Raw genomic sequence first — 25,954 nt, forward strand, 5'->3', positions numbered from 1 at the left:
GGGGCGGTCGCGCGTCCCACGCGCAGCCGCGCGCACGTGACCGCGGGGCGGCTTTCCGGGTCGGCGCCGGGGCCGCCCCTTCGGCGCGGGGTGTGGCGTGGGCCGCTAGGCGGCGCGGTTGTAGCCGTCGCGGTCCAGCGGGCTCAGATCGGTGATGGTGTAGGTGCGGACGCTGCCCGACTTGGCCACGGCCAGCACGCCGCGCTCGGTCAGGTCGGTCAGCACCTTGTAGATCCAGCCGCGTCCGTTGCCGGTCTGGCGGCGTACCGCGGTCAGGTCCTCATCGGTGGCGGTGAAGGTCGGCCGGCCGTGCTGGTGCCGGTGCCGCAGCCAGGCATAGACCAGGTCGCGGGCGTCGGCGGGGTGCATCTTGGCCGGCGGGGTGGCCGCGTGCAGGGAATCGGCCTCCTCAGGCGTGGGCTCGGTGACGGGATCGTCGGGGCCGGCGGTCAGGGACGGGTCGGGGTCCTCGGTGCGGGCCAGCGCCTCGGTGACCACGTCCCCGGTCGCGCGCAGGTGCTCGATGAGGTCGGTGGCGCTCTGGCCGGCCTGCACCAGGACGGGCCGGTCATCGCCGCCGGGCACGGCCGGGCCGACGATGTTCTTGCGTTCCAGGGCCTCCAGCAGACGCAGGCAGTCCTGCCAGGCGATACGCAGTTTGCGCTGCAACATGGCCGGTGAGGCGTGCTGGGTGGAAATGACCAGCTCGGCGGCGTCGGCGAGCAGTTCGGCGAAGTCGGCGGCGAACTCCTCCTGCTCATCGTGCACCGCCGGCTCAACCTCGCGCGGCGCCGTACCACCCGACACCGCCACCACCGGGCGCGGCGCGGGTGCGGTGGGCCGGGCCAGGGCGGCGGTGAACGGGTCCACCTGCTTGGCGGCGGCGGGGTAGGCCGCGGCGTGGGCGGCCATCGCGGAGCGGGCCTCGCGGCTGTCACGGCCCCAGGTGTAGGTGCGCAGCGGCATCGCGTAGTGCGTGGTGCGGATGCCGCGGGCATCCAGCAGCGCCATGCCGGGGTAGTGGTCCTCCCACTCGTGCGGCGCCACATCCGCCTTGCGCTGCCGCGCCGAGACGCCGTACTTGACATCGTCGGGGTCGGAAAGGCCGAAGCACATCTTGGCCATCTGGGAGCGGAACAGGGTCGGGATCTGGGTGTAGTCCGCGCGCTGCAACGACAGCAGGACGCTGCCGCCCGCCGAGCGGATCTCCTTCAGAATCTCCCCCAAGCGTTCCTCATCCTGCGCGCCGATCTCGCTGACCAGCTTGGCGATCTCCTCGATGTGCAGGTACCAGTACGTCAGCCCGCATCCGGGCTCCCAATCGCTGTAGCCGTGCTCGGCCAGCCACTTGGTGCGCTGCGGGATCGCCTTGTGCATCGCGCGGATCAGCTCCACCGCGCCGGCCTTGGTGGTCTCGAACCGGTGCAGTCCCTCGCGCAGCGGCCCCATCGTCTGATCGTCCTTGGAGATGTCGATTGAGAACACCGCCGCGTCGTGGCGGGTGATGACCTCCCCGAAGATATTCCACGCCCCGCCGATGCTCTTGCCGGACCCGGTGCGGCCCATGATCTGCAAGTGGTGGCCTACGAACCGGTATTCGACGGGGTCGCCGTCCTGGTAGACACCGATGCGCAACGGCTTGTCGATGGAGGCACCGGGGTGGGAGGGGCCAGGCCAGGGGATCGGCCGGCGGATGGTGGTGGGGTCGGAGACCGTCATGTACGCCCGATCGGCGCGATCGTCGTCGCGGGCCACGGTCACGCTGCCGGGCGGCAGTTGCATGCCCGACTCCAGGCGATCGGTGGCCTTGATGGCGTCCTCGGCGGTCTTCTCCCCCGGCGGTAGCTGCATCTGGCCCTTGACCTTGTGGTCGGTGACCTCGATCGCCCGCACCCGCGCCCCCTTCAAACCGGCCTGCTCTTTGGCCCGGTTGAACAGCGTGCCCAGCGCGTCCCCGCCGCCGCTGTCCTCCTCGCCGGTGGTGCGGCGGATGACGGTGCGGATGTTCCACGAGATCGCCAGGGTGGCGCCGCCGAAGAACAACGCGCCGTGCGTGATCGGCGCATCCAGGCCGGTGATGGTGGCGGTGGTGAACCACGCGCTCGCCGCCGCGGTGGTGACGGTGGCGTGCACGCGTCCGATCAGGCGCCGCTGGTGGCTCACGGCCCAGGTCAGCGCCGTGAGCACGGTAGAGCCGAGGGTGCAGCCGACCGCCGCCCACGTCACCGCGGGCGGCTGACCCCACCACACGTGCGACAACGCGCCGGCGGCGGCCTCGATGCCCAGCACGGCCCACGGCGGGACCAGCACACCGACCTTGGAGACCGCCGAGGCAACCAGGCGGTCCATCGTCGCCTCCTGCACCAGTTGCAGGGACGGCTGCTTGCGTGACATCACAGATCGACCTTCCCCTTGTACTCCTTGCGGTTCTCGGCGCGTCTCTCGGTCATGGCCTCCAGGAACTCCTGCCGGAACTGCATGTTGAACTTGACCGCCTCAGCCGAGATGCCCTGAGCCAGCTCCCGGGCGTCGGCCAGGTGCCGGGCCACACGCCACGCGCGGGCGCGCACGTCGATGCCCAGCAACAGCGGGTGGCCCTTGAGCTGGCTCATCGCCGACTCGGCGGTGGATTCGGCCGTATCCAGCTCACGCGCCAGATCGTGCGCGAAACGCTGGGTGGCGACGGTGTAGGCGGCGATCTTCGCCGCGACCTTGCCGTGGAACTCGATGCCTGCGATCTCATCGAGCCGGGTCTGTCCGGTGCCCATCCATGGCCTCCTCTCAGGGTCAGGGCAGGAAGTGCTTGCGGTAGCTGCGGGGGAAGCGCTCGCCCTGCTCAGCCAGCGCCGCGGCAAGGTCACGGGCGCGCTTGAGCCGCTTGGCCACCCGGCGGGCGCGGACCTTAGAATCCAGGCCGAACAGCAGCATGTGACCCTTCATGCTGGACATCGCCGCCTCGGCATCCACCGCGGCGATCTCCAGTTCGAGGCCCCAGCGTTCGGCCAGCGCGGTCAGTTGCCTGCCGTAGTTCGTGAACGCCTCCCCCAGGGAGCCGGTGAACTCGATGCCGGACAGTTCGGTGATGTTGCGGGTGCTCATCAGCGCCACACCTTCCGGTCAGGGTCGTCAACGACTTGGGCGGGCGCCGCCCCGGTGACCCAGGTGCGGCACTCGGCGGCCAGCAGGGCGAACAAGCGCCGCACCGCGGGGATCAGGGGGCGAACCCCGATCCGCGCAGTCAGGTACGCATCAGCCGCGGTGACCAGCAGGACCAGCGCGGCGAGCAGCATCAGCAGGGCGGTGCGCAGACGCGCGAGCGGGCGCGCCCGCGCGGGCGGGGCGGCGTCGGTGATGACGTAGACGATGCGCGGGGCGCCGACCATCGCCATCACCGCCTCCGCTTGCGGCAACGGCGGGCGGCCACGCCCCGCCGGCCGGGAGTGGGGATGGCGCGTTCGCCGGCCAGACGGGCAGCGGCCAGCGCCGGCACCTTACGCAGCGACGGGCCGGCCAGCAGTCCCGCCACGACGCCCGCCAGCCACATCGCCATCTCGCGCGGCCAGGCGGTGAAGCACACCACCGCCAGCCCCGCGGCGAGGGACACCACGGCGATCGTGATCAGGGTGCTGATCAGCGTGTCGGCGACGGCGTTGCGGCGGCTCATCAGGCCACCTCCCCACCGGCGGCGGGTCCGCCATGACGGGCGGCCTCGGCGGCGAGTGCGTCGCGCACGGCGCGGGCGTCGTCCATGCCGCACCGCAACGCCCGCTGGATCTTGTAGGCACTGGGACTCGGCGGAAGCTCGCCGGCCGCGATCAGCGCGCGGGTTCGCGCAAGGTGCTCGTTCTCCGCGGGAGAGGTTCGCCTTACCGGATCACCGGCGTTGCCGCTGTACGTAAGGCCGGTAAGGCCGCGGGTGTCGCGGTCGTGGTCCAGCCCGGCGAACGCGGCCAGGATGATCGGCAGCGCGGTGACGATGGCCACCGCGACGATCGGCCCCAGGATGTGCAGCACCAGCCGCGAGAGCGAGAAGTCCTCGGCGACGCCGGGCAGGTACGGCCAGGCGTTCATGCCCAGCGTCAGCGCGAGGAACAGCCACTCGATCCGCACCAACGCCGGCGAGGTGATCGGCTGGCCCCGGGTGCCCATGTAGGCGCGGGCACCCACCACGACCAGCAGCGCCAGGGACAGGAACGGCTCCACCAACCAGGCGAACAGCCATCCCGGCGACCACGCCGGCGCGCCATCGGCGGCGAAGCGCTGCACGCCCGCGGTGGACCAGGCCAGCGCCAGCGTCAGCGACACCATCGCGACCGTGACCAGCAGCCGCCGCATCCGCGCGGCCTGCCACGCCCGCATCGCCGGATCGCGGGCCAGCTCATGCAGCCGGGCGGCCTCGTAGGCGGCCTTACGGCGCCGGCGCACCTTGACCGTGTCCAGCAGGAACGGCGTGTCATCACCTTGCAACGCGGCCAGCGCGCGGGCCTCGGCCACCTCGGCGCGCAGCCGCTGCACGCGCCTGGTGTCCCCGCTCGGTGCCACCGGGCGGGGTGAAGGCGCGGGCGGTGCGTGTGCGGCGACGTGGCGTTCCAGGTCGGCCAGGCCGCGGGAGATGTCCTCGGGGGACGGCTCAGGGGTCGGGGTCGTGATGCTCATCGGGCACCTCCTTTCATGTGGTCTTGGGGGCGTGGATGCACAGGTAGAGCCGGACGTGGGCGGGGTCGCGACGCGAGGGGTAGGGGCCGCGGGCCGCGTCGATGGTGAAGACGGCGCGCAGGGCCAGAGCGACCGCGGTCACCTCGGCGGGCTCGCCGATCAGGCGCACGTTCATGCCGCGGCCTCCTGAGCGCAGTCCAGGCACGTGCCCAGGTGCCGCGGCAGGACGTAACCGGCGTCGCGCTCGCACACCGGGCAGGTGCGGCGGGCGGCGTTGGCCTTGGCCAGGGCGGCGCGCTGGGCGGGGGTGGCGGTGCGCTTGGGCAGCGCGAACCGCACGTCGTACAGGTAGGCGGCACGGACGCCGCCGCGGGCGCGGTAGCGGCGTGAGGCCCAGAGCACCTGTGCCTGTACGCCCTGACCGCCGGGACGCAGTCCCTCGGCGGCGAGTTGACGCATCGTCAGCAGGTGCGGCGGGGCCATCCGCCACGGGTAGGTCGGGACGCCGTACCGGGCGCCGGCCGGGTCCCAGAAGCGGGCGCGGATGCGGCTCACGGCCGGCCCCCCTCAAAGGCTCGCGTCAGCTCCAGCAGCCTCGACAGCATCTCGCCGAGCGCCCGATACCGGGGCGTGTCCTCGGCGGGAAGCCGGTACCCGTGCGCTTCCAGCACCTTCCAAACGTCGTACACCAGTCCCCAGGTGAAGCGGGCGTCGTCGTCGGCCATCTCGCCGGTATGGCTCATCACGCACCTCCACTCGGCGGAGCGGTCGCAGCGCAGGCGGTGAAGTTCGTGCGCCGGACGTGTCTGAGGACGGCCGGGCCGTCCGGATCGGCGGCCAGCAGGTAGCGCGGCGTGTGGGGGATGCGATTCCAGGCCGCGAAGTCGCAAGCGTCATCGCAGGCATCGCATGTGCAGATGTCGGCTACGAAGTAGCATCCGTGCGCCTCGCTCACCGATCCGTGGTAGACGACCTTGGCCCCGACCTGGATAGGGTTTACGGCGGCCGACATCACGCCACCTCCGTGCGCGGGCGCTGATCCAGCAGGTGTGCGGCGAAGTAGCGAACAACATCGGCCAGAACGGGCTCGCTCAGCATGCTCAGCCACCAATCCGGCTGGGTGTCCTTGGGAATCCGCATGGCCTGGCACAGGTCGGCGAAGGTGCCGACGCGAATCCGGGTCGGCAGCCCGTAGGCCGCCTCCAGGTCGGCGGCCAGGGCGGTGCGGTCGTGGTAGCCCCGGATGTCCAGGAACGAGCCGCCCGGGGTGATGACCCCCACGTGCGTCCACTCCCAGGCATCCGCACGCCGCCGCTCGACCAGGCCGAACGGCCAGCCGGTAGCCTCGCGCAGGGCCGCTGCCAGCAGCCAGCAATAGCCCCAGGCGAAGAACTCGTCGGCGTTGTCATCGATCACGCCGGGGCGTAGGACAACGCGCGTGAGGCCACGGCGGGTGGTGGGCTTGGCCGGTGCGAACACCACCTCCACCTCACCGAAGGGCCGACCGGCGGCGGCCCTGTCCAGGTGCGGATAGCGGCTCATCAGGCCACCTCGCGCGGCGACCACGCCACCGGGTCGGCGGGGCCGGGTAGGGAGGCGATCTCCTCGGCGGTCAGCCCCGCCCACACGCCCACCTCGGGGCGCGTGTCCAGGGCGTAGAACAGGCACGACGCCCACACCGGGCAGTCCGCGCACACCTCACGCGCCACCTGCACGCGCGCCTCCCGCTCCTCGGCGGACTCGTCGGCGAACAGGTCCGGGCCGGTGTGCAACTCGGGATCGAACATGCACGCGGCGTTCTCGGCCAGGTGCCGCGGCATTCCGGCGGTGACGGCGGCCAGCAGGATCAGCGCGGCGCGGTCCCGCGCAGGCGCCGGCGTCTTCGCTCGGAGAGGCGAGCCGACTTCATGGGGCATGATGGTTGGGCTCCTTCACTGGGAGTGGGGGCGCGCCCGGTGCGGCGGGTCTTGGCGGATTGGCCGCCCGGTGCGCGCCCGTCTCGCTTGGTCAAGCAGGCTTCGGCTTGGAGACGTAGGCGCCGCCGGGGATGCGGACGAACCGCGTGCCGGCGTCCTTGTGGATCAGGTGCAATCCGGCGGTGCGGTCACAGGTCAGGGACTCACTGCCGTCGTAGGCGATGAACTCGATGCCGCACTTCTCCTTGTCGGTCATGCCGTGTCCTTGGTCCTTTCGGCGAGGGGAGATACCGGCCGGTTGACCGGAGTGCCCTGGCGGGGAGTCGAACCCCGCCTTGCGACCATCAGGGCGGCAAGAGGATCAGTTCGGGCGGATGTCGGGCTAGCAGTCCCAGCAGGGCCACGGGCCGATGCCGTAGACGATGACGGTGCGTTGACGCAGGTCACGGCGCAGGTGCCGCATGGCCGCGATCCATCTCGGGCAGTCGCCCGTGTAGGTCTCGCTACCGTCCGGGCTGTAAAACTGAATGGCCTTGCGCCGCTTCACGATCCGAACTCCTTCAGGTGTGGCGATGACAGCAGCGCCCCGGCGGGGAGTCGAACCTCGCCTACGACCATCGGGGCAGTTGAGATCCGCGGACTAACCGACGTTGCCGACAAAAGTGGCCAACGCATCGGCCACCGTCATCAGCCCGTTGAACGCGCTGGTAGCCAGGCTCGCGGCCCTTTCGGGCTGTCGGACAACGAACACCAGAACGAGGCCCAGCAGAGCGAACAGCAGTAGGCGGCGCACTGGCTTGCGGTCGGAGTACACGAGTGGGTCCCTCCTTTCATGGCAGCCTGCGGGTTCAACCCCAGTCAGGGGCGGGGCATGGCCCGGCACCGGCCTCCGCCCCTGTCAGGCGGCGGCGGGGACTAGGCCGGAGCGGTGGCAGATGCTCGCGTGGTCGTGCACGTACTGGACGGTGTCGGTGCCGAACTCGCCGCAGCCGCCGCACTCGTACTCGGCCTGGGTGTCGGTCTCGGGCGTGTAGGTCACCAGGCACCCGCCCTGGGTGCAGATGGTGATCTCGGTCATCGGGTCCTCCGTGGTGGCGGGAGCTGTTGCTCCGCACGCCCGCCCGGCCGGGGAAGGGCCGGGCGAGCACGCGCAACATCAGCAGCTACTTGAGGAGCACGCTGCCGACGCCCTTGCAGACCGCGCACACCTTGATGAGCGGGGTGAGGTGGTCGCGCCCCGAGCCCTTGCACGAAGCGCACTTGACGACGTGGCCCTCGGGCTTCTGGTTGTCGCTCATGGTGATCTCCTTCGATGTGGTGGTCTTGCGTGCCCGCCCGGGACTCGCACCCAGGGGTCTGCTGGTCGGGCTGGCGGGCCGGGCGAGAGGTCCGGCCCGCCGGTGAGACAGGACGCGTGAGCGATGCGCGGGTCATCGCCCGCGCGGGCCGCCTTATTCGGTGGGAGGCGGTGGCCCATATGCAGTTCCCAAGAAGCGAGTGCGACAGCCCGTTGGCGCGCGGCGTGAGCCGCCTTCCCAGGTCTTCCGGCTGCGCGATGAACCACCTTAAGGCAGTCCATCTGTCTCATGACAGTAGGCCGTGCGCGGGCGAGCGTCAACCCACTGCCTCAAGGCAGTTGAGTACGCTGACCGTGTGGCACTTGATCAGAACCGGGCAGATGAGCCCAAGACGCATGCGAGTCAGAAGCTCGCAGCAATCATTCGCAGGGAGATCGAGGGCGGGCAGCTACAGGTAGGCGAGAAGCTGCTCTCTTACAGGAAGCTGGCGGAGAGGTACGACGTGGCCCAGAACACGGCGCAAGCGGCTGTGAGGCTTCTTCAGGCCGAGGGTTGGGTGACAGTGAAGCCGGCGAGCGGTGCCTACGTGCGCGATCGGACGGCAGCGCCCCTCGCTAGCACCCCTGAACAGCTCCGCACGGAGCTTGCTGAAGTGCGGCAGGAACTCAGGGAAACGAAGAGGCGACTGACTCTTACCGAAGATCGGGTTTCTAGCCTGATTGAGCGGCTTTCGGACGATTGAGAGAATTTCGGTTCTCACCTTTCTCGCGTCTTTCTGTGTTGAGGTAGACCTCGCCGGGGCGCTCCGGCTTGACTGGACAAGAACAAGACTGCCCCGGGGAAGGGACGCGCTACAGCGCGCACTCGGGGGCGCACATGTGCACTTCGTGAGGAGCGCCATGCCGGTCAGGTCTGTGAACGACAAGTTGGCTCGGTTGATCAACGAAGCCGGTTACTCACACAAGTCGTTCGCCCGCGCGGTTCGAGACACCTCGTCCGAAGCAGGCACACCTATTGGATGCGACCACACATCTGTCAGCCGGTGGCTCAACGGCGTCAAGCCACGTGCGGATGCGGCCCAAGTGATCGTCACGACGTTGAGCCGCGCACTCGGGCGGGCGGTGACACTGGCTGACGCCGGGCTCGCCGCGGCTGAGCGGCTACCGCTGGATCTGGGACTCTCTGTCCCTCAGGCTGCCGAAGACGGCATCGAGACGGTATCCCGACTGTGGCAGGCAGATCTCAACGAGGCTTCTGTCGTCCTACGGGAGCAAGTCAACCCCGCCGCGTGGAACGAAGCTTCCCTGACCTGGCTGCTATCCCCATCCATTACGCCGGCGCAGGTACGGGATGGTCGCCGAGTCGGCCAATCGGACGTTCAGCGTTTTCAGGCAACCATTGGCCTATTCACCCAGATGGATAATCGCTTTGGCGGTGGGCACGCAAGGCACGCACTGATTCAATATCTATCGAGCGACGCCCCGCAACTACTGAAAGGAAACTTCAACGAGACTACTGGACACATCCTCTTCTCCGCCGTCGCAGAAGCGACACTGTTAGCGGCCTGGATGTCTTACGACAGCGGCTTGCACAGTCTGGCTCAGCGCTACTTCATTCAGGCTCTATCGCTAGCAAGAGCGGGTGACGACCGCCTCTTGGCTGCGAGCATCCTAGATGCCATGAGTCACCAGGCGACGTTCATGGGCCGATTTCGTGAGGCAGCCAATTTGGCACAGGCTGCGCGTCAAGGCACCCGAGGCATTGCTACGCCAACGCTAACAGCCCATTTCCTAGCCATGGAGGCTCGTGCACTCGCCCGACTTGGAGATGCCCGCGCATGCGATAGAGTCCTCTCGCAAGCAGTAACAGAGTTTGAGCGTCGCAACCCAGACAACGACCCTGAATGGATTCGATACTTTGATGACGCGGAGCTAGCAGCCGAATTCGGGCACTGCTTAAGAGACCTCGGCAGGCCGGTGAACGCCACACAGTACGCAACTCAGTGCTTAGGCAGCATAGACGGCGAGACGTATCAGCGTAGTGACTTCTTCGCAACCATGGTGCTCGCCGATGCCCACTTGGCCGCTGGAGACGCAGAACAGGCATGCACGGTCGCGCTTAAAGCACTCCGGCTAGGTGACCAACTTCGTTCGTCAAGATGCCTTGCCTACGTGCAAGAATTCTCGAAACGACTGGCCCCCGCAGCATCGTCGAGCGCTCTGCGGGGGTTTCAGGAGGAAGCTATACAATTTTCACTGTGGCAACAGATCGCGTATCAGTAAGGCTCCCAATTGCGCAGGCCAGTTGCCCCACTCTTCAGATCATCGATACGCTTTCTAACCTCGGCTGCAACTCGCTCGTCTTGGGCTGCTTTTTGACTCAGCCACGTCACCATCAGGAATTCACGAATGTCGGCGAGCACAGTATAGCCGTCCCACGCCATGACATCGAAGCCATAGATTTGGGCGAACGCCTCATACTCCTCGCGAGTATGCCAACCAAACCGCTCATAGTACAGGGCGGTGAGAACCAGGTCCCATTCGCGAGGGCCAATAGCCACGCCATCGAGGTCAATAAGCTTGGGGTGACCCTCACGGTCGCGAATCACATTCCCTACGCTGGCATCACCGTGAATGACACCGGACGACAAGGAGAAGGAGAGACCGGAATACGCTTCACGCAGTTTCACCAGCCTACTCCGAAGATATTCATCATCTTCGGGGGTGAACCACCCGTTTGAGTTGATGCGGCGCTCCACCCTGGAAAAGGGATCGAGGGGCTTGAGACCGAGAGCCCCAGCAGGGGCGTCAAGCTCATGCAGCTTAACGAGAAGTTCGGCCACATCTGCCGGCGTACCGTAATCCTCTACATCGGTAAGACTTTCCCAGAAGGTCACCGCGTGGTCGGCGATGATGCATGGTTGTTCGATTCGAAGGGCACGGATAGCGGGGAAGTCGATTTCGGCCAGCCATCGAGATACCGCTACCTCTTTCCGCACATCGGCGAGGTAGGCGAGCGTGCGCGACACCCTGACGATGACAGGCTCTCGAAGTCGATATACGGCATTCTCCCCCAGTCTGATCAACTCTGCCCCTTGGGGGTCCAAGCCAGCGCGAGCACACGCGCGCTCCATCGTTGCGCGACTCGTCTCGGCGGTGAAGTCCTCAGAGCCTCGCGCTGCGGGCTGGGTCTCTGCCATACGTTTGACGCTACCGTTCGCCATGAGATCTCCTAACGAAGTCCGTATCGCGCCACCGAGATGGGCCAGGGAACGACGAAGGCGCTTCGCCGCACGTCTCGCTCCCGGAACGCGCTCTCGCCCCTCAGAAGCGCTCTCATCCTTGATCATTACCCAATGCTTCCCCGGCGACATCGCAACATCGCGCGTCGTGCCGGGTTGTACCACGTCAGCGACATTGCCAAGGGCTGTAGCACACTCGACTCATAATCCGTAGGTCGTGGGTTCAAGTCCCACCCGCCCTACCACGTGCCACCCGGAACACCCTCCCTCATCTGGGCATACGTCTGTACGGCGTCACCCGTCCCCATGCAGCCGACACCAGCCAGAAGCAGCCGGATGCCACCCCTCGCGGAACATACGCGGGATGGAACCGGCCCTCGTCTCCCCTGGTCAGAGCAGGAAAAGCAGAAGGACCCCGGAGCGTTCCGGGGTCCTTGACCTCTGTTGTCGATCATGCGGTGAGTGCCCGCGAGATCCGCCCGTGTGCGACCTCACGTTGCCCGCCACGTCCAACGGCCACCGCGGGAAGATCGTCTGGTACGGCACGGAACAGGTCCCGCTGCCGGACGCCGGACCCCGGCCGATCACGACCGGCTCTTACGGCGGTTCGCTCGTTCTGGCCGCGTGGTCCGGTTCGGCCGTGCCATCGGGGGACGGTCATCGTGACGGATGCGGGGAGGCGTCCTGCTCTTCTACGTTCTGTGCCCGTGTGTTCGACAAGAGCGCGGTTGAGCCCGCGGGTGCTCGCGGGGGTCATGACGGCCCTCGCCTTGACGGCTGTGTCCACGGTGAATCTGCCCCGCCCCGCGCGGGCGGTGGCGAGCTCGGCCGAGGAGAAGGTGGACTTTCCGGTGCCGCTGGTGGAGATGCTGGCACCGGGCGGACGGGGACGGTTGTACACGCTTTCGACGGAGGAGGCGTCGCTGGCGGCCGAACGGCACGGGTTCAGGCGGCAGCCGACCCGGGCCGGTTATCTGTGGCGGAACTCGTTCCAAGGTGCGCGGGCGGTGCACCGGCTGCGGCTGGTGGGAACGTCGACGTACCTGCTGAGCGTTTCCGACGCCGAAAGGGATGACCTGGTCGCGGACGGCCGGTTCGTGGACGAGGGCGTCATGGGGTACGTCGCGGCCGAGCAGCGGCCCGGCGCCGAGCGACTGCTCCGCTTCGCCAACTCCTACGAGTGGCGGGTCGCTGTGGAGAGCGAGGCCGACCGGCTCAAGGCCCTGGGGTATCGGGTGGACGGGCCCATGGGATGGGTTCATCCGGAGTGGATCAGGGCGGGGGCGATCTACTTCGGCTCCTGGAATCCGTCCAGTGACATGGTGATCGGCGCGACGAAGACCTGGTACCAGCGCGACGGCGACTGGTGGGGCGGCGTGCGCGACTACTACGGCCGTGACCCGGGCGTTGAGCCGTCGAAGTACAACGTGTGGAAGGACGAGGACTTCTCCAACCTCAAACCGTCCATCGGCTACTACGACGACTCCGAACCGGAGACCCTGGAGAAACACATCACCCAGGCGTCGTCGGCCGGCCTCAGCTTCTTCCAGTTCTACTGGTACTGGAACTCCGAGGACCGGCAGCCCCGGCCCGACGTCGCCATCGAGGCGTTCAAGGCGGCCCGCAACAGCGCCGCCATGGATTTCGCCGTCACCATCTGCGCCCATCCCTCGGGCGATCTGCGCATCCCGCGGAGCGACCACACCGCCGCGGCGGAGGCGCTCGTCGGCCGGTACCTGAACGAGCCCAACTACCTGCGCGCCAACGACGGCCGGCTGATCGTCGGGCTGTGCGACCACACGGGGCTGACCGGCGACGGGACGGCCGGCGCCGGCGATGTGCGGGCGTTCGTGGCGGCCCTGCGCGAACGGGCCAGGACGGACCTGAACGAGGAGATCCTGGTGCTGTCCAACTGGGAGATGCACGTCGGCACCGACCCGGCGGTCTTCGGCGCCGACGGCTCCTACTGCGGGGTCCGCTACGACCACCAGCCCAGTTACGTGTCATACGTTCAGGAGATGGCAGGCTACTTCGCCGCCGCCCCGCGCACCTTCATGCGGTGCGCGGCCTCCGACTTCGACGAGCGGCCCCGCTACCCGCATCTCATCCAGGACCCGGACAAGATCCGCTGGTACCGGGACCAGACGATCGAGTTGTTCCGCCAGGGCGTCGGCCGGATACGCACCGACATCGCACGGTCCACCCGCCTGTCCCCGATCGACAACCTGGTCGGTTTCTACGCCTGGAACGAGTGGCACGAGGGCGGCATCATCGAGCCCAACGTCCGCGACGGCTGCGCCTACCTCGACGTCATCCGATCCGAGCTGCGCCTCACCGGCGGACAGGGCTGCGTGGCGTCGGGAATCGCTCCTTCCTGACACCTGCGGTGGCCGCGGGCCGGGGGCGCGAGCGCCCGGCCTGAGCCGGGCTCCGGCTTCACCGGTTCAGGCGGGGCAGAACCCGGTCGATGGCGTAGGGGATGGACAGGACCGAGGGGAAGGCCAGCGCGTGGCTCTCGGCCGGGGTGAGCGGCAGGTAGCCGCCGTTGCGGACGGAGTTCAGCCTCGCGAACAGGGCCGTGGTCTCGATCGCCCGCCGTTCGTGCTCATCCCGGAAGGTGATCAGGGTGTAGCCGGCGTCGATGAGCTCCAGCCGTTCCCTGCTGACGCCGGCCATGCCCGCCGGGCCCGATTCGGGCAGGGCGGCGACTAGCGCGGGCAGCGCCAGGCCGAAGCCGGCGAGGAACCGCACCAGCACGTCGTCCCGCGCGCACTTCGTGACGACCTGGTCCCCGGCGAACGAGCTGAACGTGAAGGTTCTCCCGCGCAGCCGCGTGGCCCGCCGTCGCACGTCGCCGAGCCGGTCCTCCAGGTCCCGGACGAGGCGTTCCGCCTGTGCCTGCCGGCCCAGTGCCCGCCCGATCCGTCGCGTGGTGGTCTGCCAGGTGTCGGCGTTGGGGCCGTTCACGTACGCCAGGACCGGGGCGATGCGCCGGAGCAGGTCATGGTGGTCGGCCAGGCGGTAGTGGTTCGTGGCGAGGATGAGGTCGGGGGTCAGCGCGGATGCGTTCCACCGGTGGTTCCGTCCCCGCCTGAATGAGCTCGGGCCGCGCCGCGCCGACGGCTCGCGCGAGCCACGGCTCCATCCCGCTGGGATCGCTGAGCGACCGCTGGACAACGAGGGGGACGACGCCGAGGGCGACGGCCGTGTCGGCGTCCTTGCCGAAGCCGAGCGCCACGATCCGCACGGGCCGTGCCGGAATCTCGGTCGCCCCGAACGCCCCGGCGATCCGCGCGAACGGTCCCGTGCCCGCCACCTGGTCACCTGCCCCGGCACATCCAGCGAGACCGAGCAGGGCCCCTGCTCCCGCGGCGATGAGCGCGCGGCGGCTCGGCACCGGTGACATGGCTGTCCTTTCCGGAGGTGGACGGTGCGATGGAGGTCAGGCCGTCAGCGCCGCTTCGATGGCGCTCACGGTCTCCGGCGAGATGCCGGCACCGGACGCCCATCCTCGGGCGCCGCCGTAGTCCGCTTCGAGCGCGTCGAGGAAGGCGGTGATCGGCTCCTGGGAGCACTCGTAGAACTCCGGCGCGAGTGGCCGGGCGCGATGCCGGGCCAGGAGCCGGGGCAGGTTGCCCGCGGTGCGGAGATAGTCCTCGACGATCACGGATCGTGGCACGTCGGCCAGGCGGAGCGCCAGCGCGATGACCACGCCCGTGCGGTCCTTGCCTGCCGTGCGATGGACCAGGGTCGGCCGTTCGAGCAGCACGGCCAGAGCTTTGACGGCCAGCGGCAGGTTCCGGTCGTGGCAGAGCCTGCCGGCGTAGTCGGCGGGCAGCGAGGGGAAGATCCCGACGTCGAGCAGGGGTATGTTGACGTGGGCCACCCCCGGGAGTGCCACGCGGGCCGGGGCCGTGTCCAGGGGGTGCCGCAGGTCGAGGACGCAGCCGATGCGCAGCTCGTCGGTCAGGTGCTCGATGTCCGACGGGGTCAAGTCGTCCGGGGCGTCGCTGCGGAAGAGCCGGCCCGGCACGATCCGGCCGGGTGACCCCGAAGCGACGTCCCGGAAGTTGCACAGGCTGTTCACCGCTCGTGCCCGCCGAGCGAGATCGTGCCCCGCGAGCCGTCCACCGTGATCACCTGACCGTCGCGGATCCTCGTGGTCGCGCCGGCCGCGCCCACGACAGCGGGGATGCCGTACTCCCGGGCGACCGTCGTGCCGTGGGAGATCATCCCGCCCGTCTCGGTGACCAGGGCGGCGGCGTTGAGGAAGAGCGGTGTCCAGCCCGGGTCCCTCGAAGGGCACACGAGGACCTCGCCCGGTTCGATCCGGGCGGTTTCGGGGTCGTGCACGATCCTGGCCGGCCCGGACGCGATGCCGGACGAGCCGGCCAGGCCGTGCAGGAAGACGCCACCGCCGGCGCTCGCGGGGCGGTACTCGGGGATGGTGCCGTCCGACAGGACGACGGAGGGTACCTGGCTGCGGCTCATCTCCTGCGTGTAGACCGCCCGCCGCTCGCGCACCTTGGCCCGATGACCGCTGTCCCCGTCCCCGGACGCGTCGAAGCCGGTGTCCGCGGCGTCCACGTAGCTGATCAAGGTGCCGAAGACGGGAGTGGGGTCGTCGGCCCAGCGGGGCAGCCCGAGGTCCATCTCGGCGGCCACCCGGCAACCGTAGCGGGTGAGGAAGGCGCGCATTCCCCTCTGCAGAGAATCGGGCAGCTCCCCGCGCTGGTACGCCTTCGCCAGCCTCCCGGCGTCGCGCTCGGCGACGACGGCGCGTGCGGCCGGGTCGGTCCTGGCCGTCATCGCCAGCCGCCACAGCGCCAGATCCATCTCCGTGGTCGGGTTGGCGGGCAGGCCGCGGAAGCAGGCGTTGATCTCCTCCGGGCCGGCGAATCCGTCGAGCAGACGGGCGGCGAGCCGCTGCGCCAGGCCGCCCGCGGTGTTCGCCGCGCGGGGCAGGTCGGCCTCGATGTGGCAGATCATCTTGTGGTTGGCCTCGATCCAGCGCAGCCGCTCGGCGGGTTCCGCGTGCTGGGGGCCGATCAGCGCGCGCACGTGCTGTTCCGCCCGCCGCCGTACGCGGACGCGGGCCAGTGCCGGACGCCACCGCCTCACCCACGCCCCGCACCGCTTCGGCGACCATTTCGGACCTGTGGCCCGTCACCGGGTTGAGTGTGTGCAGGACGCCCGCTGTCCTGGCTCGCACCATGCGCTGCACGACGACCCCGATGGCGGCGGCACGATGATCCACGCCGTGTGCCGTGCGGTACCGGACGGCGCGGTCCGACCAGAGCGAGGCCCAGCAGCGCCTGACCGCCGCCAGCACCTCCTCGATGCCGGTGACATGCAGGAACGTGTCGTACTGCCCGGCGAAGCTGGCCTCGGCCAGGTCCTCGCTCGGGGAGGACGAACGCACCGCGACCTCAGCGTCCTCGCCCATCGCGCGGTAGGCGTGCGCGATGGCCCTGGTCAGTTCCCCGGGCGGCTCCGCCGCCAGGATCGCCGCCCGGATGGAGCGTGCCGTCTCCTCGTCCGCGGACCCGCCGTTCAGGAGAGCCGCCACCTGTCCTGCGCAGGCGGAGTCGTAGGCGGCGGTGGTGATGACGAACCCGTCGGGGACGCTGAAGCCCAGCCCGAGCATGGCCGCCAGGTTCACGGCCTTGTTCCCGGCCCGTCCGGCATCCGGAACCGTCAGTTCTCGCAACGTCACCACGCTGCGGGTGTCCGTGACAACCAACTGATCGACACTCCTTCGCTGGTCGATGGGCAGGCATCACGATGCATCCTCAACTCGGGTTGAGTGCAAGCCGCCGCGTGCGGTCACCGCGGTGAGTCCGGCGGCGAGCAGGCAGCAGGTGACGCCCGGCATCGACGTGAAGGATCACGTGCCCGCGGGCGCGGGTCCGGCCGTCATCGCGGTGCGGGCGCTTGGACGCCCGCTCTGAACTCGGGGCAGTCCTCCAGCGATGGGCCGTGCGGGCACTGCTTCAGATGGCCGAGGTACCGCCTGGCGGTGGCCAGGCGTTCCATCTGGGCGTCGATGTCGGCGATCCGCGCGTCCACGATCTCCCGCCAGTTGTCGGCCCGCGACAGCAGCGCGGCTATCTCGTCGATCCCCATGAGGCCGCTCTGCCGCCATAGCCGGATCAACGCCACCCGGTAGACCTGCGCGGTGTCGTAGAACCGCTGCCCCGACCGCCGGTGCGGGATCACCAGCCCGCGTCAGCGGCCCTCATCAGCGGTCGTCCTCCTCGAACAGGTCGAGGCCGCGCAACTGCGACCGGGACGAGATGCCCAGCTTCGGGAAGATCTTGTACAGGTGGTGGCTCACCGTCCTCACCCCCAGGAACAGCCGGGCGCCGATCTCCTTGTTGGTGAGCCCCTGCGCGGCGAGCCTGGCCACCTGCCACTCCTGCGGCGTGAGCGCCGCCCCCCGCGCGACCGGCGCCGGCTCACCACCACAACTGCGCAACTCCGCCCTCGCCTGAGCGGCCCACGGCCGCGCGCCCAAACGCTCGAACTGCTCAAGTGCCTGCCTCAACGACACCCGCGCATCGCGGACCCGGCGATGGCGGCGCAGCCACTGCCCGTGCAGCAACGCCGTACGGGCGTACTCGAAAGGGCGATGATCCGCACCCGGAATCGACAGAGCGGCACGGAAGTCCTCATCAGCCCGGTCGATGTCACCGGCCAGCAGAGCGCGACAGCGGTGCAGACAGGCCCTCGCCAACGGCGTGCCGGTCGTGGCCGTGCGCCGCTCGTGCTCGGTGGCCAGCCGTGCCGCTTCACCGGTGAGCCCCGCCCGGACGTGCGCCTCCACCGTGTCGCCGATCGCCAGCGCGCTGACCTGCTCGTGATGCCGCGCGGAACCGGCCAGGTGCAGGGAGCGCAACGTGGCCGCGGCCGACTCGGGCCGGCCGTGCGCCAGGTCGCGCAGCCCCAGAGCCCACGTCGCCTGCGCGGCGGCGAGCCGGTTGCGGACCGGCGCGGCCAGCTCCAGGGCCCGCCGGGCATGCCGGCCGCAGTCGGCACGCCCACCGCGCGCGGCGGCCAGCAGCGCCAGCATGGCCGCCGCATCGGCGGCCCGCGGACGCTGGTTCACCTCGCCGGCCACCTCGTACGCCTGCATCGCGTGCTCCTCGGCCTCCGCCCACAGCCCGAGCCGGTACTCCAGCTCGGCCAGCCAGCACAGCGGGATCGCGATGATCGCCCGCATGCCCGCATCCATCAGGTGATCGCACGCCACCAGACCGAACTCGCGCGCCTGGCTCGGATCAGGTCCGCGCCAGTTGATCGCCATGGCGTACAACCAGCTGTGCGCGTTGGAAGGATGGATCGCGGCGGGCGCCCGATCGAACACCCACCACGGGTCCGCCGTCGCAGGGTCGGGCAGACCTCGGACGGCGGCGGCAAGCAGCAGGCCATAGCGCTGATAGCCGCCGGGCAGTTCGGCGAGCCGGTCGGCGGCAGCGGCGGCCCAGGGCAACCGGTCGGTGTAGACGGCGGTCTCCAGCGCGATGAACAACATCTCCGCCGCGTGATCGGCGGACTTGCCCGCCAGTTCGGCCGCCGTGCGCGTCGCGTAGTCGTAGGCGGTGACCTGATCGCCGCTGTAGAACTCGACCAGCCCCCGCAGGCGTACCATCTCCTGCTCGGTGCCCGGATCGGCGAGGCTGCGGTCGGCGGCGGCGAGCAGCGACCGGGCATAACGGTCGTGCCCGGACTTCCACGCCGCGTAGGCGGCCAGGGTCAGCCGGCGCACCCGTTCGGCTGGCTGGGAGCTGAGCAGGGCGGCCTGGTGCAACGTCGATGCGGTGGCGGCCATCCCGCCGCGCGCGGTCATCTCGTGGGCGTCCCGTTCGAGTTCGGCCGCCAGCGCGTCGTCCGGATCGACCGCGGCCAGCGCGCGGTGCCGCCGCGCCCGCCCGTTCTCACCGCGCGCGGCCAGCACCGACGCCAGAGCGGCGTGCGCGGCGCGCCGTCGCCCGGCGGAGGCGCTCTGGTAGGCGGCCGAGCGGATCAGCGGATGACGGAACCGCAGCTCGTGGCCGAACACGTCGATCAGTCCGGCCCGTTCCGCCGCGTCCAGGGCGTCCTGCGGCGCTCCCAGCCCGGCGGTGGCGGCCAGCACCACGCTCACCCGTCCGGACTCCTCGGCCGCCGCCACGAGCAGAGCGTCGTGCGCCTGCTCCGGTAGCGAGCCCAGTCGCCGCACGAACATCGCCCGCAGCGTCGCGTCCAAGGGGACCGTCCCGGTCAGGAGCGACACCGGCACGAGCCGTTCCCAGTCGCCGGCACGGGCCAGCGTGGTCAGCGCCAGCGGGTTGCCGCCGGTGGCCTGCGTCAGGACGTCGATGGTGGGGCGGTCCACCTCCCATCCGGCGGCCTGCGCCAGCCGGGCCACCACCTCAGCGTCCAGGCCGTGCAGCCGGATCTCCGCCAGGTCCGCGGTCTCCAGCTCCGCTTCACCCGGATCTTGTACGGCGATCAGCATGCCGGCTCCGGTGCCGGTCAGCCGCCTGGCGGCGAACAGCAGCACAGCCGTGGAGGCGCGGTCGAGAGCGTGCGCGTCGTCCGCCACGACCACGACCGGGCCGGCCTCCGACAGCCGCCGGAGCAGCGCGGTGAACGCCGCGCACACCAGCAGTTCGGTGGTCTGCCCGCGCCGCAGGCCGAGCGCGCAGCGCAGGGCCTGCGCCTGCTCCTCCGGCAGCAGGTCCAGGCTGTCCAGGACGGGTGCGAGGAGCTGATGCAAGCCGCTGAAGGCCAACCTGATCTCCGACTCGACGCCCGCCGTCACGAGAAACGTGAGCCCCTGCCCGGCCCGCCGCCGGGCCTCGCGCAGCAGCGCGCTCTTCCCCACCCCCGCCTCGCCCCGGATCACCAGGGCACCGCCGCGCCCTCTGTGGACCTGGTCGAACAACCGCCCGATCCGCTGCAGCTCCTCGTCCCGCCCGAAGATCGTGTGGTCCGCGTTGATAGGACATCCGTTCCTTGTCACTCAATCTTCACGCCCTGTGGATGCGAGATCATAAGCGGGATCGCTCACAAGCCACTCACACGCCGCTCGCATGCCGTCCTCCTGTGGCCGGCCTCCCGGCCGGCTTCATGGCCTCCTCCCGTGAGGCATCGCCCCGGTACAGAATGCCCGCGGTGCCGGCATAAACCGGTTCCGGGGACATCGGAGGGAGATGGAGACTTCTGCCATGCGGCATCTGCCTTTCCCGAAGATTCCCGTTGCGTCGCGCGCCGTCGTCGCCTTCAACGGCGAGTGGATCGCGACCGAGAAGATTCACGGAGCGCAACTGGTCATCGCCTTCGACGGCCGTGAATTCCATATCGGCAAACGCAAAGCCTGGCTGGGCGGGGAGGAAGCGTTCTTCGGCTGGCAACTGCTGCGCGGCCAACTGGAACAAGCGGCCAGGACGGCTTTGTCGCTGGGCGGCAGCGCCGTACGCATCTATGGAGAACTGTACGGCGGCCACTATCCGCACGCCGACGTCGTCCCGGTGCCCGGGGTCAGTGCGGTGCAAACGGGGGTCTGGTACAGCCCGGACCTGCGTTTCGCGCTCTTCGACGTACTGCGGCACGAGGGCCCGGACGACACCGGCGTCTTGCTGCCGTACGCCGACGTGGCAGCCGTGGCGTCGTCGGCCGGGCTCGATGTGGTGCCGCTGCTCGGCAGAGGGCCCCGCCACGAGCTGGACGCCCTGCCTCTGCGGTTCCCCACCCGGGTGCCGCGTCTGCTCGGGCTGCCGGACATTCCGGGAAACCATGCGGAAGGGATCGTCATGCGTCCTGATGTCTCCGCTCCGGCCCAGCGACGTCCCATCATCAAGATGAAAATCGAAGAGTTCGACGAATTGCGCTTCGATGAGAGCCGGCCCTGGAACCCGCACACGCGCCTTTCCCTGGATGATCTGCGAAGACTCGCTCACGCCATGGTGAACAAGCCCCGCCTGGACAGCGCGCGGTCGAAGACGGGGCCCGGGTCCTTCCATGAGTTCGTGGACGAGGTCGTGCTCGACGTCATGGTCGATCTGACCGACGCCTTTCCCGCAGCCATGGCGGCCCTCGACGGTGCTGCGGAGGACGAGCTGAACGCCCACCTGAGGGACACGGTCCGGGCGAGCTGCCGCGAGTGACTCACTCCGCGACCGCGCGACCGGCGATGGGCCTGCCCAGCGCCCGCCTGCGCACCGCCGTCGGCCTTCGGCTACGGACGGAGATCGACCCAGGCCGCCACCTCGTCGCCGGTCTGGGTCAGGGTGGCGCCCAGACCGGCGAGGATCTCGCGCATGGGGGTGTTGCCGGCGGTCGTGCTCGCGAACAGCCGGCGGGCGCCGCGAGCGCGTGCGAGGCCGACGAGCTGCCTGAGCACGGCGGTACCCACGCCCTGGCCCCGGTGCGAACGCCCGATCCAGATGCCGGCCTCCACGGCGTCGCGGGCGTCGTCCAGCGGGCACAGCCTGGCGGCGCCGGCCGCGCGGCCGGTGACCAGGATCACGTAGGTGTCCTCCACGGGTTCGGGCGCCAGCGCCCTCGACCGGTGGAAGCGCAGGAAGGCCCGACGCCGCTCGCCCGTCCATCCCCCGGGGCCCTCCACCGGAGGCATCACCTCAAGCGGATCCGCGTCGGCCACCGCGCATTCCAGCAGTTCCGGCAGCAGGCTCTCGTCCAGCCGCGGCAGCTTCACGTCCGGCCGGAGGCTCACGACGGCTGCCGGAGGCATTCGGCGAGGAACCGCTCCAGGCTCCACCAGGCACGCTCTGCGGACTGCCGGCTGTACTGGATGCCGAGCTCCGGGCTGTTCGCCTGCTCGGCCATGAAGGAGTGGAAGGTGTGGCCGAACACCTGGAACTGCCAGTCGGCGCCGGCCGCGGTGAGCTCGGCCGCGAGCGCCGTGACGTCCTCCGGCCTGGCGAAGGGGTCCTCCCAGCCGTGATAGACGGCGACCTTGCACGAGGTCGGCCGCGGCGTCCAGCCCGGCGGCGGCGTCAGCACCCCGTGGAAGCTCGCCACCCCTCGTACCGCGGCGCCGGTCCTGGCCATGTCCAGCACGCACAGCCCGCCGAAGCAGAACCCGATCGCCGCCAGCCGGGAGGCGTCCACCTCGGGCAGTTCGGCCACCGTGGAGACCACCGTGGCCAGGCGGTCCGCCAGCATCGCCCGGTCCTCCAGGAACGGTCTCATGAGCGCGTCGAACTCCTCCGGCGTGGAGCCGCTGACGCCCTTGCCGTACAGATCCATGACGAACGCCTGATACCCCCAGGGCAGCAGCCGCATGGCCATCTCGACCAGGACGTCGCTCCTGCCCTCCGCGCCGTGGCACACCAGCACGGTCGGCGCAGGCGCAGGGGTCGCATCCCCACGCAGCAGCAGCCCTTCCATCACCGCCGAACCGTGACGGTACTCGACAGGCACGGTGACCACGGCACCGGTCTGCATGTTCTCGGTACTCCTCTCGTTCCTTGCCCGGTGAACGGCGGGCGGGACGTGTTGGTGGTGGTGCGCGCTCTCACCACGCTCACATGCGGACGACCTGGCGCCGGCGCCTCTCGTCGGCTCACGGCTTCGGAACGGCCTGGTGGATGAAGCTCATGAGGATGTCCGCGATGACCGCAGGGGCGGTCTGGTGCAGGCTGTGCCCGACCCCGTCCACGGTGCGGACGGTGCCACCGTGCTCCCGCACCAGCATCGCGTCCCGCTCACTCGACAGGGCCAGCACCGCTGGATCCCCGCGCAACAGCGACACCGGCCCCGGCACCGCCTCCAGCCAGTCGCCGGAACGGTCGAGACAGCCGTACACGCCTTCGCGATCGTCGAGAAGCGCATCGAGGAAGGCCGGGTCGTGGCGGTGCAGGGAGTAGGCCATGCCGGTGAGGTACGGATGATCGAGGCCGAACAGCTCGGCATAGGTCCGCTCCCCCGCACTCTCGGCGCCGAGCAGCCCGAGCAGCTCGGACTCGGGACGACCGCACCAGTCCCGCCAGCGGCGCAACCGCTCGGAGCTCTGCTCCACAAGCCGGTACATGGCCTGCGCGGACAGCGGCGCATCACCGATGACCAGGCCGGCGAACGCCTCCCGGCAGGCCGCGGCGGTGGCCAGGGCGACCTGACCACCATAGGAGTGGCCGTACCACCACGCCGGGCCGTCCAGCTCGGCCCTCGCCCACTCGGCCAGCACCGCCGCGACACCCTCCACGTCGTAGCGGCCGGGCGGCGAGTCGCCGTGACCAGGCAGGTCGACGGCCCACCACCGGACATGGGGCGACAACATGAACAGCAGTTCGGCGCCCATCCGCCAGGAACCGGAACCGCCGTGCACGAAAACCAGCCGGGGGCCACCCTGGCCGCCCTTGCGGACCGCGATCACGGCCTCATCTCCTCAAGTGATGGAGTGCGAAGCGGCCGGCTGGACAGGGCCGGACTGCGGAGCCCGCCCGCCAGGTCGCGCATGGACAGGCCGTCGAGGCCCTCGGCGCCGAGGACGGCCACGGCCTCGGCCACGATCTTCGCCTGGCCGGGACGGCGATCCCCGGCCGGCTGTGGCCGCCGCAGCCACACCGAACCCATCTTGCCCGCACGGCTGGTCATGAGCGCAGCCTAGCGCCGTTATTAAGCAGTGTTCAAGTCAGCTGAACACTGTTCAGGGGCGCGCCGGCATTCCGCTCATGACGTGCGCGCGGATCACCGCCATGCGCGTCGGCGCCCGCCACCTGCCGTTCCCCGGCAGCGGCCACACTGTGGACGCACCGGAACGCCTGAACGCCGTTCTCGCCGGCTTCTGGGACGAGGCGGAGGGAGCCGCTCAGGGCCCTGGGGTGATGAAGCCGGACTCGTAGGCCGCGATGACGGCCTGCGTGCGGTCTCGGGCGTTCAGTTTGGTGAGAAGGTTACCGATGTGGGTCTTGACGGTACCGACGGTGATGTACAGCCGCTCGGCGATCTCTGAGTTGGTCAGGCCCTGCGCCATCAGGCGCAGAACGTCCGCCTCGCGTTCGGTCAACTGCCGGCTGATGGCGAGAGGGCGGCGTGGACGGTACCGGGCGGCCAGTTCACGGATACTGGCCGGGAACAGCAGGGTGTCGCCGAGAGCGGCCACCCGGACCGCGTGCACGATCTGCTCGGGCTCCGCGCGTTTGAGCAGGAAACCCGTGGCGCCCGCGCACAGGGCCCGATAGACGTATTGGTCGCTGTCGAAGATGGTGAGGAGCAGGATCCTCGGCGGCTGCCGCTCGATGTCCAGGATGAGTTCCGTGGCGTCCAGGCCGTCCAGCTCGGGCATTCGGACGTCCATGAGCAGCACGTCCGGGCGGAGACGGCCGGCCAGTTCGACGGCCTGCCGTCCGTTCTCCGCTTCGCCCACCACGCAGATGTCAGGCTCGGCGTCGAGAATCTTGCGAAGAACCGTTCTGATCATCGGCTCGTCGTCGGCGACGACGACACGGGTCGTCATCGGGGGACCGCCAGGGGCAGCCGGATGGCGAGCAGCCACTGGGAGCCTTTCGCTCCGGCGGTCAGGTCGCCGCCGAGCGCGAGCACTTGATGGCGCATCGACGTCAGGCCCATCCCTGGCGGGACCGGCCGCTGATTCGTGGACAGCGGGTTGACGCACTCGATGGTGATCGCTGTCTCGTCGATGGTCACGCGCAGCTCCGTGACGCCGGGCCCGCCGTGCCGGAGAACATTGGTCAGCGCCTCTTGAACGACGCGGTAGCCCACCCGGGAGACCGCGGCCGGCAGCCGAGCCGCATCGCCGATCACCGTGTGGCGGACGGTCAGCCCCCCCGCGGTGACAGGGCCGATCAGCTTGTCCAGGTCGGTCAGCGCGCCATGCGGCACGGTCGGTGCCGGTGTCGTGCCGTCCTTCAGGAGGGACAGCACGTGGTCGAGGTCGCTCAGTGCGCTGCGACTGGTCTGCTGGATCGACTTGAGCATCTCACGGACGAACTCCGGATCCGTGTCGAGCAGCCGTTCGGCGCCTCCCGCTTGCATGAGGGTGACCGTCAGCGCATGACCCACCGAGTCGTGCACCTCCTTCGAGAGCCGGCTGCGAGCGGCCAGGTCCGCGGCGATCAGGCGCTCGGCGGCCAGCAGCTCCGCGCTGGACGGGCCGAGCAGGGGCCGGACCAGACGGTCCGCCAGCGCGCCGGCCGCCCCGACCAGGCAGCCCAGCGCCAGGACACCGATCAACGCCGTCCCGGCGAGGAGCATGAAGTCGAGCGGCCCGCGAAGACTCCACGGCGCGAGGTCATGCCCCGCGGGGCCGCTCAACCAGGCGGGCACCGAGGCGATGACGCTCAACGTGACGAGGAACGCCACCGCGACAGCGGCACCGAGGAAGACGTGGAGCACATGCCAGACTCCGGCCCGCAACCGCGTCTGCCACCGCACGCTCCGGGACGGTACCGGCTCGAAGCGGACGCGGAGGAGAACACGAACCACCCGCAGCTCGGCCCGGCGTACGGCGGGTACCAGCCCGGCGGCGAACGCCAGCGCGCCGGCGGCCAGGACGGCCTGGACGAGAACGAGCTGCACGAGGCCCGCCGTCGCCGGCTGCTCGTCGAGCCGCCAGGGGGCCGCGACCAGTGCCGCACCGGCCAGCAGGTACGCGCCGCACGACGCCGCGCCGAGCGCCAGGAGCAGGCCCCGCCGAAGGGTCCTGTCCGCGGTATGCGAGCGGAACAACCGAAACAGGGAGAAGGAGGGCGACCGGGGCACCCCCTCATCCTGCCCGGTACCGGCCGTCTCCCGACTCCGCCCAGCGCAGGATGCCCGCCTACAACTTCCGGCAGAGGGACTCCGTCTGGCGACAGAAGCGGAAGAGGCCCCGC

General features: G+C 69.8%; 32 protein-coding genes and 1 pseudogene. 4 read left to right on the forward strand and 29 right to left on the reverse strand.

Going from position 1 to position 25,954, the window contains the following annotated elements; all coding sequences use genetic code 11:
- Positions 1 to 105: 105 nt before the first annotated feature.
- From HNP84_RS12710 to HNP84_RS54900, 16 genes are all read right to left on the reverse strand, one after another.
- Complete coding sequence (locus HNP84_RS12710; RefSeq protein WP_185049876.1) at positions 106 to 2,394, reverse strand: DNA translocase FtsK; 2,289 nt, start codon at positions 2,392 to 2,394, stop codon at positions 106 to 108.
- Complete coding sequence (locus HNP84_RS12715) at positions 2,394 to 2,768, reverse strand: hypothetical protein (protein ID WP_185049877.1); 375 nt, start codon at positions 2,766 to 2,768, stop codon at positions 2,394 to 2,396. Before HNP84_RS12715 ends, HNP84_RS12710 begins: the two co-directional genes overlap by 1 nt.
- A 19-nt stretch (positions 2,769 to 2,787) precedes the next feature.
- Positions 2,788 to 3,099 (reverse strand): hypothetical protein, encoded by a 312-nt coding sequence (locus HNP84_RS12720; protein ID WP_185049878.1) that lies wholly within the window; start codon positions 3,097 to 3,099, stop codon positions 2,788 to 2,790.
- Positions 3,099 to 3,389 (reverse strand): hypothetical protein, encoded by a 291-nt coding sequence (locus tag HNP84_RS12725; protein ID WP_185049879.1) that lies wholly within the window; start codon positions 3,387 to 3,389, stop codon positions 3,099 to 3,101. Before HNP84_RS12725 ends, HNP84_RS12720 begins: the two co-directional genes overlap by 1 nt.
- Entirely contained in the window at positions 3,389 to 3,664 is a 276-nt protein-coding gene (locus tag HNP84_RS12730) for a hypothetical protein (RefSeq protein ID WP_185049880.1), read from the reverse strand. The genes HNP84_RS12725 and HNP84_RS12730 overlap by 1 nt, the downstream gene beginning before the upstream one ends.
- Positions 3,664 to 4,656 carry a hypothetical protein gene (locus HNP84_RS12735; RefSeq protein WP_185049881.1) on the reverse strand — a complete coding sequence of 331 codons (993 nt, stop codon included), beginning with the start codon at positions 4,654 to 4,656 and terminating at the stop codon, positions 3,664 to 3,666. Before HNP84_RS12735 ends, HNP84_RS12730 begins: the two co-directional genes overlap by 1 nt.
- A gap of 13 nt (positions 4,657 to 4,669) precedes the next feature.
- Positions 4,670 to 4,831, reverse strand: a complete 162-nt coding sequence (locus tag HNP84_RS12740) for a hypothetical protein (RefSeq protein WP_185049882.1) — start codon at positions 4,829 to 4,831, stop codon at positions 4,670 to 4,672.
- The gene (locus HNP84_RS12745) at positions 4,828 to 5,211 is read right to left on the reverse strand and encodes an RRQRL motif-containing zinc-binding protein (RefSeq protein ID WP_185049883.1); all 384 of its coding nucleotides are present in this window, start codon (positions 5,209 to 5,211) and stop codon (positions 4,828 to 4,830) included. Before HNP84_RS12745 ends, HNP84_RS12740 begins: the two co-directional genes overlap by 4 nt.
- On the reverse strand, positions 5,208 to 5,399 hold the full coding sequence (locus HNP84_RS12750; RefSeq protein WP_185049884.1) for a hypothetical protein: 192 nt from the start codon (positions 5,397 to 5,399) through the stop codon (positions 5,208 to 5,210). The genes HNP84_RS12745 and HNP84_RS12750 overlap by 4 nt, the downstream gene beginning before the upstream one ends.
- A 268-nt stretch (positions 5,400 to 5,667) precedes the next feature.
- Positions 5,668 to 6,198, reverse strand: a complete 531-nt coding sequence (locus tag HNP84_RS12755; protein ID WP_185049885.1) for a hypothetical protein — start codon at positions 6,196 to 6,198, stop codon at positions 5,668 to 5,670.
- Positions 6,198 to 6,572: a WhiB family transcriptional regulator gene (locus HNP84_RS12760; RefSeq protein ID WP_185049886.1), complete on the reverse strand. Its 375-nt coding sequence runs from the start codon at positions 6,570 to 6,572 to the stop codon at positions 6,198 to 6,200. Before HNP84_RS12760 ends, HNP84_RS12755 begins: the two co-directional genes overlap by 1 nt.
- Positions 6,573 to 6,663: 91 nt before the next feature.
- Complete coding sequence (locus HNP84_RS12765) at positions 6,664 to 6,828, reverse strand: hypothetical protein (protein ID WP_185049887.1); 165 nt, start codon at positions 6,826 to 6,828, stop codon at positions 6,664 to 6,666.
- 126 nt (positions 6,829 to 6,954) lie between these two features.
- Positions 6,955 to 7,119 carry a hypothetical protein gene (locus HNP84_RS12770; protein WP_185049888.1) on the reverse strand — a complete coding sequence of 55 codons (165 nt, stop codon included), beginning with the start codon at positions 7,117 to 7,119 and terminating at the stop codon, positions 6,955 to 6,957.
- Positions 7,120 to 7,212: 93 nt separating this feature from the next.
- Positions 7,213 to 7,386, reverse strand: coding sequence for a hypothetical protein (locus tag HNP84_RS12775; RefSeq protein ID WP_185049889.1), 174 nt, complete (start codon positions 7,384 to 7,386; stop codon positions 7,213 to 7,215).
- Between the two features lie 84 nt (positions 7,387 to 7,470).
- Positions 7,471 to 7,650, reverse strand: a complete 180-nt coding sequence (locus HNP84_RS12780; RefSeq protein WP_185049890.1) for a hypothetical protein — start codon at positions 7,648 to 7,650, stop codon at positions 7,471 to 7,473.
- Between the two features lie 85 nt (positions 7,651 to 7,735).
- Positions 7,736 to 7,870, reverse strand: a complete 135-nt coding sequence (locus tag HNP84_RS54900) for a hypothetical protein (protein ID WP_281396108.1) — start codon at positions 7,868 to 7,870, stop codon at positions 7,736 to 7,738.
- A 355-nt stretch (positions 7,871 to 8,225) separates the two neighbouring features.
- On the opposite strand from HNP84_RS54900, the gene HNP84_RS12785 reads away from it, so the two are divergent.
- Both HNP84_RS12785 and HNP84_RS12790 read left to right on the forward strand, forming a co-directional pair.
- Entirely contained in the window at positions 8,226 to 8,612 is a 387-nt protein-coding gene (locus HNP84_RS12785; protein ID WP_185049891.1) for a GntR family transcriptional regulator, read from the forward strand.
- Between the two features lie 172 nt (positions 8,613 to 8,784).
- Entirely contained in the window at positions 8,785 to 10,152 is a 1,368-nt protein-coding gene (locus HNP84_RS12790; RefSeq protein WP_221336204.1) for an NsdA family TPR-like regulatory protein, read from the forward strand.
- Here HNP84_RS12790 and HNP84_RS12795 read toward each other — a convergent pair.
- A complete protein-coding gene (locus tag HNP84_RS12795) occupies positions 10,146 to 11,243 on the reverse strand; it encodes a phosphotransferase family protein (RefSeq protein ID WP_312924823.1) in 1,098 nt (365 codons plus the stop codon). The genes HNP84_RS12790 and HNP84_RS12795 overlap by 7 nt on opposite strands.
- Before the next feature lie 647 nt (positions 11,244 to 11,890).
- Here HNP84_RS12795 and HNP84_RS55990 point away from each other — a divergent pair.
- Positions 11,891 to 13,489 carry a glycoside hydrolase family 99-like domain-containing protein gene (locus HNP84_RS55990; protein ID WP_185049893.1) on the forward strand — a complete coding sequence of 533 codons (1,599 nt, stop codon included), beginning with the start codon at positions 11,891 to 11,893 and terminating at the stop codon, positions 13,487 to 13,489.
- Between the two features lie 58 nt (positions 13,490 to 13,547).
- On the opposite strand, the gene HNP84_RS12805 is transcribed toward HNP84_RS55990, so the two are convergent.
- From HNP84_RS12805 to HNP84_RS56000, 6 genes and pseudogenes are all read right to left on the reverse strand, one after another.
- A complete protein-coding gene (locus HNP84_RS12805) occupies positions 13,548 to 14,447 on the reverse strand; it encodes an ABC transporter substrate-binding protein (protein WP_312924619.1) in 900 nt (299 codons plus the stop codon).
- Positions 14,448 to 14,553: 106 nt separating this feature from the next.
- Entirely contained in the window at positions 14,554 to 15,198 is a 645-nt protein-coding gene (locus tag HNP84_RS12810; protein ID WP_185049895.1) for a tyrosine-protein phosphatase, read from the reverse strand.
- Positions 15,195 to 16,232 (reverse strand): PEP-utilizing enzyme, encoded by a 1,038-nt coding sequence (locus HNP84_RS55995; RefSeq protein WP_221336205.1) that lies wholly within the window; start codon positions 16,230 to 16,232, stop codon positions 15,195 to 15,197. The genes HNP84_RS12810 and HNP84_RS55995 overlap by 4 nt, the downstream gene beginning before the upstream one ends.
- Before the next feature lie 37 nt (positions 16,233 to 16,269).
- A pseudogene (locus HNP84_RS51060) lies at positions 16,270 to 16,758 on the reverse strand (PEP/pyruvate-binding domain-containing protein); the annotation flags it as partial.
- Positions 16,759 to 17,027: 269 nt separating this feature from the next.
- Positions 17,028 to 17,330: a helix-turn-helix domain-containing protein gene (locus tag HNP84_RS12820; RefSeq protein ID WP_185049896.1), complete on the reverse strand. Its 303-nt coding sequence runs from the start codon at positions 17,328 to 17,330 to the stop codon at positions 17,028 to 17,030.
- A 22-nt stretch (positions 17,331 to 17,352) separates the two neighbouring features.
- Positions 17,353 to 20,118 carry a helix-turn-helix transcriptional regulator gene (locus HNP84_RS56000; protein WP_185049897.1) on the reverse strand — a complete coding sequence of 922 codons (2,766 nt, stop codon included), beginning with the start codon at positions 20,116 to 20,118 and terminating at the stop codon, positions 17,353 to 17,355.
- Between the two features lie 205 nt (positions 20,119 to 20,323).
- Between HNP84_RS56000 and HNP84_RS12830 the strand changes: the two genes are divergently transcribed.
- Complete coding sequence (locus HNP84_RS12830; protein ID WP_185049898.1) at positions 20,324 to 21,262, forward strand: RNA ligase family protein; 939 nt, start codon at positions 20,324 to 20,326, stop codon at positions 21,260 to 21,262.
- 71 nt (positions 21,263 to 21,333) lie between these two features.
- Here the strand turns inward: HNP84_RS12830 and HNP84_RS12835 are convergent, their stop codons facing one another.
- The 6 genes from HNP84_RS12835 to HNP84_RS12860 form a co-directional block, all read right to left on the reverse strand.
- Positions 21,334 to 21,831: a GNAT family N-acetyltransferase gene (locus HNP84_RS12835; protein WP_221336206.1), complete on the reverse strand. Its 498-nt coding sequence runs from the start codon at positions 21,829 to 21,831 to the stop codon at positions 21,334 to 21,336.
- Positions 21,828 to 22,565, reverse strand: coding sequence for a dienelactone hydrolase family protein (locus HNP84_RS12840; RefSeq protein ID WP_185049900.1), 738 nt, complete (start codon positions 22,563 to 22,565; stop codon positions 21,828 to 21,830). Before HNP84_RS12840 ends, HNP84_RS12835 begins: the two co-directional genes overlap by 4 nt.
- Positions 22,566 to 22,683: 118 nt before the next feature.
- The gene (locus HNP84_RS12845) at positions 22,684 to 23,493 is read right to left on the reverse strand and encodes an alpha/beta fold hydrolase (RefSeq protein WP_185049901.1); all 810 of its coding nucleotides are present in this window, start codon (positions 23,491 to 23,493) and stop codon (positions 22,684 to 22,686) included.
- Positions 23,490 to 23,714, reverse strand: coding sequence for a hypothetical protein (locus HNP84_RS12850; protein WP_185049902.1), 225 nt, complete (start codon positions 23,712 to 23,714; stop codon positions 23,490 to 23,492). Before HNP84_RS12850 ends, HNP84_RS12845 begins: the two co-directional genes overlap by 4 nt.
- A 214-nt stretch (positions 23,715 to 23,928) precedes the next feature.
- Positions 23,929 to 24,576 (reverse strand): response regulator, encoded by a 648-nt coding sequence (locus HNP84_RS12855; protein ID WP_185049903.1) that lies wholly within the window; start codon positions 24,574 to 24,576, stop codon positions 23,929 to 23,931.
- Positions 24,573 to 25,808: a sensor histidine kinase gene (locus HNP84_RS12860; RefSeq protein WP_185049904.1), complete on the reverse strand. Its 1,236-nt coding sequence runs from the start codon at positions 25,806 to 25,808 to the stop codon at positions 24,573 to 24,575. Before HNP84_RS12860 ends, HNP84_RS12855 begins: the two co-directional genes overlap by 4 nt.
- Positions 25,809 to 25,954: the final 146 nt, after the last annotated feature.

This window comes from Thermocatellispora tengchongensis (assembly GCF_014202315.1).
Classification (GTDB): Bacteria; Actinomycetota; Actinomycetes; order Streptosporangiales; family Streptosporangiaceae; genus Thermocatellispora; species Thermocatellispora tengchongensis.

What these genes read in the sequence shown, in the direction of transcription:
- HNP84_RS12725 (WP_185049879.1), bottom strand. Translation starts at nt 3,389, where the DNA reads ATGGCGATGGTCGGCGCCCCGCGCATCGTCTACGTCATCACCGACGCC.
- HNP84_RS12850 (WP_185049902.1), bottom strand. Translation starts at nt 23,714, where the DNA reads ATGACCAGCCGTGCGGGCAAGATGGGTTCGGTGTGGCTGCGGCGGCCA.
- HNP84_RS12730 (WP_185049880.1), bottom strand. Translation starts at nt 3,664, where the DNA reads ATGAGCCGCCGCAACGCCGTCGCCGACACGCTGATCAGCACCCTGATC.
- HNP84_RS12840 (WP_185049900.1), bottom strand. Translation starts at nt 22,565, where the DNA reads ATGCAGACCGGTGCCGTGGTCACCGTGCCTGTCGAGTACCGTCACGGT.
- HNP84_RS12750 (WP_185049884.1), bottom strand. Translation starts at nt 5,399, where the DNA reads ATGAGCCATACCGGCGAGATGGCCGACGACGACGCCCGCTTCACCTGG.
- HNP84_RS12795 (WP_312924823.1), bottom strand. Translation starts at nt 11,243, where the DNA reads ATGTCGCCGGGGAAGCATTGGGTAATGATCAAGGATGAGAGCGCTTCT.
- HNP84_RS12755 (WP_185049885.1), bottom strand. Translation starts at nt 6,198, where the DNA reads ATGAGCCGCTATCCGCACCTGGACAGGGCCGCCGCCGGTCGGCCCTTC.
- HNP84_RS12760 (WP_185049886.1), bottom strand. Translation starts at nt 6,572, where the DNA reads ATGCCCCATGAAGTCGGCTCGCCTCTCCGAGCGAAGACGCCGGCGCCT.
- HNP84_RS12715 (WP_185049877.1), bottom strand. Translation starts at nt 2,768, where the DNA reads ATGGGCACCGGACAGACCCGGCTCGATGAGATCGCAGGCATCGAGTTC.
- HNP84_RS12765 (WP_185049887.1), bottom strand. Translation starts at nt 6,828, where the DNA reads ATGACCGACAAGGAGAAGTGCGGCATCGAGTTCATCGCCTACGACGGC.
- HNP84_RS12735 (WP_185049881.1), bottom strand. Translation starts at nt 4,656, where the DNA reads ATGAGCATCACGACCCCGACCCCTGAGCCGTCCCCCGAGGACATCTCC.
- HNP84_RS12740 (WP_185049882.1), bottom strand. Translation starts at nt 4,831, where the DNA reads ATGAACGTGCGCCTGATCGGCGAGCCCGCCGAGGTGACCGCGGTCGCT.
- HNP84_RS54900 (WP_281396108.1), bottom strand. Translation starts at nt 7,870, where the DNA reads ATGAGCGACAACCAGAAGCCCGAGGGCCACGTCGTCAAGTGCGCTTCG.
- HNP84_RS12780 (WP_185049890.1), bottom strand. Translation starts at nt 7,650, where the DNA reads ATGACCGAGATCACCATCTGCACCCAGGGCGGGTGCCTGGTGACCTAC.
- HNP84_RS12830 (WP_185049898.1), top strand. Translation starts at nt 20,324, where the DNA reads ATGCGGCATCTGCCTTTCCCGAAGATTCCCGTTGCGTCGCGCGCCGTC.
- HNP84_RS12710 (WP_185049876.1), bottom strand. Translation starts at nt 2,394, where the DNA reads ATGTCACGCAAGCAGCCGTCCCTGCAACTGGTGCAGGAGGCGACGATG.
- HNP84_RS12720 (WP_185049878.1), bottom strand. Translation starts at nt 3,099, where the DNA reads ATGAGCACCCGCAACATCACCGAACTGTCCGGCATCGAGTTCACCGGC.
- HNP84_RS12855 (WP_185049903.1), bottom strand. Translation starts at nt 24,576, where the DNA reads ATGACGACCCGTGTCGTCGTCGCCGACGACGAGCCGATGATCAGAACG.